General features: G+C 20.3%; 1 protein-coding gene. It reads left to right on the forward strand.

Features of this window, described 5'->3' with window-relative positions:
- A partial coding sequence (locus AMN78_RS00995; RefSeq protein ID WP_075533759.1) for a formyltransferase family protein occupies positions 1-714 on the forward strand: 714 nt, incomplete at both ends.

The raw sequence follows: 714 nt of genomic DNA on the forward strand, positions 1-714 counted from the left end.
TTTTACAAATAGTTTAAGAGGAATATATTGTTTAAAATATTTAAAAGTAAAAAAAGTTCAAATTAAAAATATAGTAATTTCTAAAAAAAACTTAAATCCAAAAGTTGTTAATTTTCTAAATAATAATAAAATTAAATTCACCATTATAAAAAACTTAAAATCTAAAAAGGTACTACAGATATTAAATGAAACTGATTTAGGTTTAGTTTGTGGATTTCCTCACATCTTTAAAGAATTTCAATTTAATATACCTAAATATGGTCTAATTAATTTACATGCAGGCAAACTTCCAGAGTATAGAGGTGGAAGTCCACTTAATTGGCAAATAATAAATAATGAAAAATATTTTGGTATATCTATTATAAAAATAGATAAAGGTATTGATACCGGCGATATAATTTATGAGAAAAAATTTAAACTTTTGAATAAATATAAAATTGAAGATCTACATAGAATTGCTAATTATTTCTTTCCTAAATTACTTTACAGTTCAATAATTAAATTAATTTCTGGAAAAAAACTTAAAAAACAGAATGAAAAAAAAGCAAAATATTATAAGCAAAGAAAACCTAAAGATAGTTTAATTTACCCTTCTGATACCTTGTATAAAAAATTAACTTTATTATTAAGAGCAATGTCAAATTCTTACCCAAAACCATATATTTTATATGATGGTAAAAAAGTTATTATAAAAAAAATTAAAATCACAAAATT

The sequence above is a fragment of the Candidatus Pelagibacter communis genome, from assembly GCF_001179945.1.
Taxonomy (GTDB): Bacteria; Pseudomonadota; Alphaproteobacteria; order Pelagibacterales; family Pelagibacteraceae; genus Pelagilacustribacter; species Pelagilacustribacter ubique_A.